This window comes from Dehalococcoidales bacterium (assembly GCA_035529395.1).
In the GTDB taxonomy this organism is placed as follows: domain Bacteria; phylum Chloroflexota; class Dehalococcoidia; order Dehalococcoidales; family Fen-1064; genus DUES01.
The window spans coordinates 1-9,008 of the sequence record DATKWT010000034.1 but is presented as its reverse complement, the minus strand read 5'-3'; the positions used below and the strand labels follow the sequence as shown (position 1 = coordinate 9,008).

At 53.6% G+C, this 9,008-nt stretch carries 5 protein-coding genes and 1 tRNA gene; 3 read left to right on the top strand and 3 right to left on the bottom strand.

What is annotated here, in order from left to right:
• Nucleotides 1–3,261: 3,261 nt before the first annotated feature.
• Nucleotides 3,262–3,334 (bottom strand) — tRNA-Lys (locus VMW13_02020).
• 383 nt (nt 3,335–3,717) lie between these two features.
• Between VMW13_02020 and VMW13_02015 the strand changes: the two genes are divergently transcribed.
• From VMW13_02015 to VMW13_02005, 3 genes are read left to right on the top strand one after another with little or no spacing between them, the layout of a single operon-like run.
• Nucleotides 3,718–5,688: an acetoacetate--CoA ligase gene (locus VMW13_02015; protein ID HUV43584.1), complete on the top strand. Its 1,971-nt coding sequence runs from the start codon at nt 3,718–3,720 to the stop codon at nt 5,686–5,688.
• A 34-nt stretch (nt 5,689–5,722) separates the two neighbouring features.
• The gene (locus VMW13_02010; GenBank protein ID HUV43583.1) at nt 5,723–6,517 is read left to right on the top strand and encodes an enoyl-CoA hydratase/isomerase family protein; all 795 of its coding nucleotides are present in this window, start codon (nt 5,723–5,725) and stop codon (nt 6,515–6,517) included.
• Between the two features lie 43 nt (nt 6,518–6,560).
• Complete coding sequence (locus VMW13_02005; protein HUV43582.1) at nt 6,561–7,562, top strand: hypothetical protein; 1,002 nt, start codon at nt 6,561–6,563, stop codon at nt 7,560–7,562.
• Between the two features lie 69 nt (nt 7,563–7,631).
• On the opposite strand, the gene VMW13_02000 is transcribed toward VMW13_02005, so the two are convergent.
• Nucleotides 7,632–8,168, bottom strand: coding sequence for an FmdE family protein (locus VMW13_02000; GenBank protein HUV43581.1), 537 nt, complete (start codon nt 8,166–8,168; stop codon nt 7,632–7,634).
• 116 nt (nt 8,169–8,284) lie between these two features.
• The coding region (locus tag VMW13_01995) for a hypothetical protein (protein HUV43580.1) at nt 8,285–9,008 on the bottom strand (724 nt) is incomplete at its 5' end.

Below are 9,008 nucleotides of genomic sequence, written 5' to 3'. Positions count from 1 at the left end.
CGTTCGAGGTAGAATGGAGAGTATCTATCACCTTGGCCCCTACCTCACAAGTCTATGGCGAAATATGCACCGAGACTTAGGCATTTACAGGCCCAGAGAGGGTTACGTTCACATCAAGTGGCCGCTCGCACACGCAGGACTTACCGACGGAGAACTAAAGCTGGTTTCCCGCGCGGTTGTTGGAAGCTATGGTTTGTCAGAGCAGCCACCCGACATACTGTATGCTGAACCGGAGGAATTCCTCTCTTTCCTGCGGCTTCTGCTGCGACGGGAATCGCACCTGCCCAGCAGGCTTCGTAGGCTGCTAGGGGAAGCGGATGCACTAGCAATGGTGGTTGCCGAGCTTTCACAGAGGCTAATTCTTAGGTCGTGGCCTCCCGAAAGCGTTCACGCCGACGAAGCAGAGGGGGGCTTGACAATCGCTTCTCCCTACTTCCGCTTCCAGGACAATCCCCCTCGCCTTGATCTAGTACTTCCTAGCGGAAAGATTGACCGATATACCTCCGTCGAGATCAGATGCGATGACACAAAGGTCAGACTTGAGACCAGCCATCAAGGCCTTGGTCCCACAACGCGGTACGAATCGCATGAGTGGCAGATTGCCACGGTACCATGGTCACGCGAAATGTTACTTACTGGAAGCGGGATTGATAACGTGCAGATTCCTGTCAGACCATTGTGCCCGTTTGGCGATGGCCATTCAGGCGCCATGATGTTTGACGCCAGTAGTGGACGATACATAAGACGATGGCGTCCCAATAGACGCTTCATCCTAGTTACCAGTGCTGGAGTACCGAACTGGGCTCCGGAGCTCTTTACAGACATCGAGCTAATGTCCCCTATGAGTATTGGCGGAGTTCAATTAGCAGTGCTGTCGGCAATCGGGCGAGATGTTGTTACTGAGTTAGGATACCGCGAAGCATCTATTCTTCTGGACCGAATGGAAGAGGAACTGGAGAATTCAGGGGCTTTGGTAACACTACCGGATGTGAATGACTTGATTCGTCCGGAGGTGTCTCTGTGTGGCGGGCGCCCTTTAGACGACGACCGATATCCGTCGTATCTGTCATCCGGCAAACCGGATGTTCTTGTGAGAGGCATTCCCAGCGAAGGATTGACGATCAGCGTTTTCAGAAGAGAAGACGATGGTAGGGAATCGGTGGTGGGTTCAGTGCAGTTGTCAGGAGACACAACTAGGCCTGACGCTGTTATTCATCTGCCCGAGATTCCCGACGGGTCATATGTGATCAGGGGGCCTCATGAGCCAACCTACTTCCGATTGTATTCTGCGACGAGAGAGAATCGGTTAGCAGAAATGCACATCGGCCTGAGCCTGCTATGTATAGACCCCACAATTGCCTCTGACGATATCCGGCATTTTGAGAACGGAGGTGTCCGGATAGACGCGTGGCCGGGTGCCTCCTGTTGGCTTCGTATGGTCTTTGAAGCTGGCGCGTTGGCATATAGAGTGCTTGTAGGCTCTGACGGTCATCGCATAATCCGTGCGAGTGAATTCGACATCCCTCAAGTATCACGATGGATCAGAATAGATGCTACAGCATGGCTTGCGAAAAGCAACACCATCGAACTCGCTGTCCGGCCATATGTACCGACCGATGGATGGTCGGTACATGACAACCATATCACAACCACGGTGCGAGGGGCAGAGCAAGGCACTGCGTATGAGTTGTCAGTCCTATCCGAAAATCCACTTGAGACACCGACCTTAAGGCAAGGTGGGTTGGTCGGAGTTGACATGACTCTGAGGGAGATGCTGCCATATCTACCAGAGAACGGGTGGGTCATCATCACCGGTAGTGAGTTCGATTCCATATGGCTTGTCGGCCGCATAGGAAACCCAGCCAGGAGATACTCGACCAAGGACTTCCAGGAAATTTACAGTCATGGCAGCGCACTCCAAGAACTGTTAACTAGGGCTGAGTTGTCGGACGATACGCTGCAGCAGATGTGCTGTATGCTGCGCACTGCTGAGTTAGCTAGAAGCGCACATATCCCGACGGATACCAGCCCAGTACCAATTGAACTCATCAGCATCGTCAAGAAAGGTAACAACCTTTACATCGTGTATGACGCGCCGAAAGACGGAGACAGGCGAAAGCAGGTTTGGGAGCGGGTTCCGAGCAACACCAAGACAGAAGCCCAGCACCTCCTCACGCAGCGGCTACACGCGTTGGACACCGGCACCTTTGTCCGGCCCAGCCGGATCACCACTGGAGAGCTGCTGGACCACTGGCACAAGACCAAGGAATTCAAGAGAGATAGCACCCGTGACAGCTATCGCTATATCATTGACTCCCACCTCAGGCCTCTACTTGGTTACATACCGGCTGCCCAACTCACGGCGCCCCATCTAGAGAAATACAAGGCTGAGAAACTAGCAGGTGGGCGCCTTGACGGAAAGGAAGGCGGCCTATCCAAGCGATGCGTCCAGTACCATCTCCGCATTCTCTCAGAGGCGCTGAAACACGCCGTAAGGCAGGGGCTTGTGCTGCGGAATGTGGCCGAGCTCGTGGATTTCCCCAGCCCCGAGTGTAATGCAATGAACACCTTACGGTTAGAGGACCTACACAGGTTCTTCGCGGCTTCCATGGAGACGTCGTACCACTTGGTTTACGTGACCGCGCTGTTTACAGGTCTGAGGCTGGGTGAACTCCTGGGATTGCCTTGGCGCAATGTGCATTTGGACACGAAGCCGCCCGTCATCAATGTCGTCCAGTCCCTATACAAGCGTAGCGGTGTCTGCAAGATGGTGCCACTCAAGACTTCCAAGAGCCGCCGCGAGGTAGAGTTGCCGCCGATCATGGTCGCTCTCCTATATCGGCACAGGACGCAACAGGAAGCGGACCGTATCCTGCTGGGTATGCCGCTCAATGACACAGACTTAGTGTTCGCCCACTTCGATGGTAGCCCTCTCGACCCCAGCACTGTTAGCCACACACACGCTAAGGTGATCGACAGAGCAGGTCTACCCCACATGCGTTTTCATGACTTGCGACACAGCTTTGCCACGATTCTGTTCCACCTTGATGTTCATCCAAAGAAGGTTCAGGAGATGCTCGGACACAGCAGCATAGCTGTGACGCTCGACACCTATTCCCATATTGTCCCCGGGTTGAGGGAAAAGGCGGCGGAGAGACTGGAGAGCGCAATCGATAAGCAGGCGCTCGCATTGCTGGTGGGCAATGCCACCCCAGAGGGTGATGTTAGAAGAATGTTAGAAACGGAGGACGAGGTTGAGACTGAGCCGCGGAGGACTCGAACCTCCAACCTGCTGATTAAGAGTCAGCTGCTCTGCCAGTTGAGCTAGCGGCCCACATGCTATCCCAGTTTAGCAAATACTCTTATCTTAGTGCAATGGTATCCGGATGTCGGGCTTGCGGCCACGTGGTACCAGAGCTACAAGAGGCAACTGCAAACAGCTTTTATGAAGCAATGCATAGTCAAAGACCGGAAAACTCTGTATAATTCCATTATTGCGCATCTGTCTCAAGGGATTGATTTGTCACCACTGCAAGAAGAAGCATTAGCTACGGCTAAGTGGGCCATAGACAACCATTATATATCTCGGCAGACTTACGAAAAGAAAATCAGGTGGTTTGAGTGAGACCCCGGCAGGATGCTGGAGAACTACCTTCTCATTTTCAACAAGGCTCAGGATTCCCGTGAAGTCCGAGACTATCAGGAGGTACGGTAGCGATGCCACAGGAGCAGACCATGAAAACCCCGATATGGCAGCCGTCAGAAGAGCGGAAGAGAAATACCAACATGACCGGATTCATGGATTTCGTCAGCAAACGATACGGTAAAGGATTGCACTCCTACGATGAACTGTATGACTGGTCGGTAGCCAGTCCCGCTGATTTCTGGGCTTCGGTGTGGGATTACGTTGAGATAAGGGCTTCAGAACCCTGCGATACTGTGATAGTTCCCGCCGAGCATATGATGTACACCAGATGGTTCCGGGGCGCGCGACTCAACTTCGCGGAGAACCTACTCCGGTACCGTGACCACCGGACGGCCCTTGTCTTCAAGGGGGAAGCCCAGGAGGCGGTAAGGATAACGTACGCGGAGCTCTATGACAGTGTAGCCCGCCTGGCCCGGTCTCTGCGGCAGATGGGCATCAAACCCGGCGACCGAATAGCCGGATTCATGCCGAATATGATAGAGACGGTTGTCGCCATGCTGGCCAGTACCAGTATTGGCGCTGTCTGGTCGTCCTGTTCCCCGGATTTCGGCATCAAGGGTGTGCTGGACCGGTTCCGGCAGGTAGAGCCCAGGGTCCTCTTTACGGCTAATGGATACTCCTACAATGGCAAAGTGTTTAATTCCCTGGAACGAGTTGCCGATATCTTGAGAGAACTCCCATCTGTCGAGAGGGTGGTAGTCGTCCCCTATACTGAGAAGGAACCCGACATCAGGCGTGTTCCAAAGTCCATCGGCTATGAGGACTTCCTGTCGCGGGAGAGCGGACTTGAGATTGCATTTGAACAGCTCCCCTTTGACCATCCCCTGTACATCATGTACACCTCAGGAACGACTGGCCTGCCCAAGTGCATGGTCCAGGGGGCCGGCGGTGTACTTCTCAACCAGTTGAAGGAGTTGAAGCTCCATACTGATGTCAGGCGGGAAGACACCATCTTCTACTTCACCACCTGTGGCTGGATGATGTGGAACTGGCTGGTATGTTCCCTGGGACTGGGTGCTACCGTGGTACTCTTCGACGGTTCGCCGTTCTATCCTGATGCAGGCGTACTCTGGAAGCTGGCCCAGGAAGAGAAGATGACCATCTTCGGTACCAGCGCCAGGTACCTCGCCGAGATCGAGAACCGCGGTGTGAAGCTGGGCACGGAATATGACCTGGGCCATTTGAAGGCACTCCTCTCCACGGGCTCTCCTTTATCGGCGGAGAGCTATGAGTTTGTATACCGGGACATCAAGAGTAACGTACTCCTGGCATCCATCTCGGGTGGCACTGACATCAACGGCTGCTTCCTTGTCGGGAATCCCATCGCACCGGTCTATGCCGGAGAGCTTCAGTGCCGGGGCCTTGGGATGAATGTGCAGGCGTTTGATCTGGAGGGTAATTCAGTGGTGGGGCAGAAGGGAGAACTGGTCTGCACCGCTCCCGCCCCTTCAATGCCTGTCCGCTTCTGGAACGACGAAGGTAATGAGAAATACAGAAACGCCTATTTTGACGTTTACCCGAACGTATGGACCCATGGAGATTACATTGAAATCACGGAAAGGGGCGGTGCCATCATCTACGGCCGCTCCGATGCAGTACTGAATCCGGGAGGGGTCAGGATTGGCACCGCCGAGATATATCGCCAGGTAGAGGGCCTCGACGAAGTCGAGGATAGTGTTGTCGTGGGGCAAAGGTGGGAAAACGATACCCGCGTTGTCCTGTTTGTGAAGCTGGCTGAGGGCGTGTCCTTAACGGAGGACCTTATCAAGAAGATAAGAGACACCATCAGGCGGAACACCACGCCCCGTCACGTTCCCGCCAAAGTCCTTGCTGTCGATGATATCCCCTACACAATCAACATGAAGAAGGTCGAAAAGGCGGTCGTAAACGTCATTCACAATGAGCCTGTGCCTAATCTGGATGCGCTGGCCAACCCGGAGTCGCTGGAATACTACCGGGATATCGAAGAGTTGAAGACGTAACCGAAACACTCACCGAGTAGTGAAGGAGAAACGCATGAGCTACAATACCATCCTGGTAGAACAGAAAGACGCTGTAGGCATTATCAGGTTGAACCGGCCTGAGAAACGCAATGCCATGAATGCCGAACTTATCGACGAAGCAGTCCACGCTCTGCAGGAGTTTGATGCTGCCCCCGAAGTCAACGTTATTGTCATCATGAGCACTCACCCGCGGGTCTTCTGCGCCGGTAGAGACCTGGAGGAAGGCTCATCGGAGACGGCAATCGATATCGCCAGGCAGCGTGAGATATCCAATGGTCCTCCTCGACTGTATCTCGCTATTCGCTCACTGAGAAAGGTGGTCATTGCCGGAGTGAATGGCTTTGCGCTTGCCGGTGGTACCGGTCTGGCCGTCTGGTGCGACCTGGTCGTCGCTGCCGAAGATGCCATATTCGGGCTTCCTGAGGCAAACGTCGGTCTTTTCCCATCTGTGGTAGTCCCGGCTCTGGGGTACAATACCGCCAGTGCCAAGAAATGCTTGGAGCTTATCCTGACCGGAGACAGGATAGACGCTCACGCGGCGGAGCGACTGGGCCTGGTGAACATGGTTGTGCCTGCCGAAAAGCTGGAAGAAGCCACGCTGGAGCTGGCTGGGAAGATTACCGGTAAAAGCCCCACGACGCTGCAGGTTGCCAAGAAGACCTTCTACAACATGCTGAATATGGAATATACCCAGGCAACGAGGTATGGCGCGGAGATAACCAGCCTGCTTGCCGTTAGCCAGGACGGGATGGAAGGCCAGCGCGCCTTCCTGGAAAAAAGACCGCCGCAGTGGAAGAAAACAGCCTGACGATAGCTTTGCGGTCTGATGACAATCAGGAGGAAAGAGACCCGTGAAAGAGTTGAACCTGCCTAAAGAAGTGGATTTATCCGAGTTGGTGCCCCGGGAAGGAGCCCAGCATCATGAGAAGTTCATATCTACCGACGCCAAAGTGTGGATGGTTCACGCTGCTATCGACTGCGGCTTCAAGCGTTTGGAGGCGACCAATTTCGCCAATCCACGGCGCTTGCCCCAGTTCCGCGATGCCCATGAAGTGATGAGGCGGATTGACAGTGAGGCCAGGAAGGGCGTTGAAATCACGGCGGTAACAATTACCGACAGAGGTATCAAGGAAGCGGTGAAGGCCAGGCAGGAAGGGTACGGCCCTGACCGGATTCTCAATATGATGTCCACCAGCGAAGCTCACAACCTGAGAAACACCGGTCTGACCCATGACGAACACTGGAAGAGGGTTAAGGATTGGGTAGAACTGATCCATGACAACGGGATGAAGATAAACGGTTGTGTGAGCACTATCTGGGGCTGCCCAATCAAGGGGCCCATGCCGATGAATCTGGGATGGGAGTTTGCCGAAAGGTTTCTGGAGGCAGGTGCTGATGACATAGAGCACGCCGACCATGACGGACAGGCAACACCGGACAGCGTCTACCGGTATTTTACCGAGGTACTGGAGAGAATGCCTGACCCCTCGAAGCATGTTTTCCATCATCACATGACGCGCGGCTGGGGTCTGGCCAATGTCCTGGCAGCCATGCAGGCAGGCATAGTCCGGTTCGAAAGCAGCTTTGGCGGTACCGGTGGTCAACCGGCCAACTTCGTGGATGATACTCCGGTCCCCGGTACGGGCTCGTATTACTACGCCGACCCGATGCAAACAGGTCTTGTCCCTACTGAAGACCTTGTGGTCATGCTGGACGGAATGGGAATCGAGCACGGGCTGGATGTGGACAAGATCCTCGACACCGGCAAGGTTGTCGAGCGGATACTCGGGCAGCGGCTGCGTTCTCAGTCCATAACCACGGGTCGGATACCCAGAGGCTCCACCGGCTACTAGTATCGTATGCTTATGCGCTGGGGGACTATTGCAGGCCCATTATTATGTTGCGGGTGTTCCCCCTTGGTTTCATCCGGCCTGGCTTGCCGCCTTCTCAGCACACGGGATGCATGCCGTTTTGCCGCTTATGTCTCTCGTCCGGGTTTCCATGACACTCTCACCGCAGAACGCACATTGCACGGACTTCACGATTCTGGCAGGCTCAGGCTCATCTATGCGCACTTCCTTAAGTGACACGAGGTCGTCTTCCGGCGCGGATAGCAGCCAGTCGATGAACTGGTCTCTGTCTTTGCGAGCATTCTCAGGAACACCGCGGGGGTTGAAGACAACACGCACGCCTCTCCCGGAGTTGCGACTATACAGTGTGTAGACCTGCTTCCCGTAGTCCCTGAAAATGAGGTTACCCTTGCCGAATGTGCAGCCGGAGAGACACTGCAGGGCGTCCACTCCGCAGGCGTCATTCTCCACGATTGCCACGATTTCCTCATCCGCCGCTCTGGAGTCCGACAGCAAGGCCAGCCCGGCCTTTGACATCCGGTACCCGATTGCCAGCCCGGGACAGCTGTGGCCGTGAAAGGCAATCAGGTCTTCATAGGTTGGATTCATCTTCTCAGTTCTCCCGTTTCTTTTTGGTTCTGTACGAACCCTATCCCCTGTAGTCTCTTTCCATTATCAAGGGGAAGAGGATAGGAGCGAAAGGGGAGGAGACGCTTTGAATGGGTCTATTTAGTCCGATAATCCTGTGGGTCATAAAAGAACCCTTCTTTTCGTTCATCAGGGGGGAAATTGTAGACGATTTCCTTCCCCAGTTCATCCGCCCATGTAAAGACTGAACTGTCCTCACAGAATGTAAGGTCAGACTTCGTGGTCTCTCGTTTCCAGAGAACAGGACTTTGTATCTGGTTGAAATATATCCGCTCCAGAACTGTGTGAAAGGTTACAACTGCACGAACCATATTTTGTAGTACTAGCACCAGAACAGCATTATCTGCATAGCACCCTGTAGGCAGATATGGAGCAGGGTGTAACGGTCCAAAATGTGTAAAATTCCCTGAAAAATACGAGTACCAGTCCCTGATATTTTGGGGTAAATGAGCTTTAACCCGCGAAAGAAGGTACCTGGTGGAATAATTCCCTTTCAGGAATCTCTCTATTTGCCCCTCGTTTTCCGAAAAATCTACTAGGACAAGGCAGTCCTCAGTCAGAGAACGGACCAGAGTTCCACTCTGCACAAACAATCCTTGACATGAGCAGGAGAATGTTGCCAGTAACGAGTGTAGAATATTCATCTTGATTGAGAGGATTGCCTTATTAACAGCTTCCTTGTCAGAGCTAGGTGTATCGAATTCTAGAGAGAAGAATATATCTATAATGCTGTCTAGGTAACATGAGATTCTAAAGACGTACGGTCTTGCTTTTTGTATGAATGAGGTTACTATTGGCTGT

Bases quoted from the DNA above. Each gene is read 5' to 3' on its own strand.
- VMW13_02010 (HUV43583.1), top strand. From the start codon at position 5,723: ATGAGCTACAATACCATCCTGGTAGAACAGAAAGACGCTGTAGGCATT.
- VMW13_02000 (HUV43581.1), bottom strand. From the start codon at position 8,168: ATGAATCCAACCTATGAAGACCTGATTGCCTTTCACGGCCACAGCTGT.
- VMW13_02015 (HUV43584.1), top strand. From the start codon at position 3,718: ATGCCACAGGAGCAGACCATGAAAACCCCGATATGGCAGCCGTCAGAA.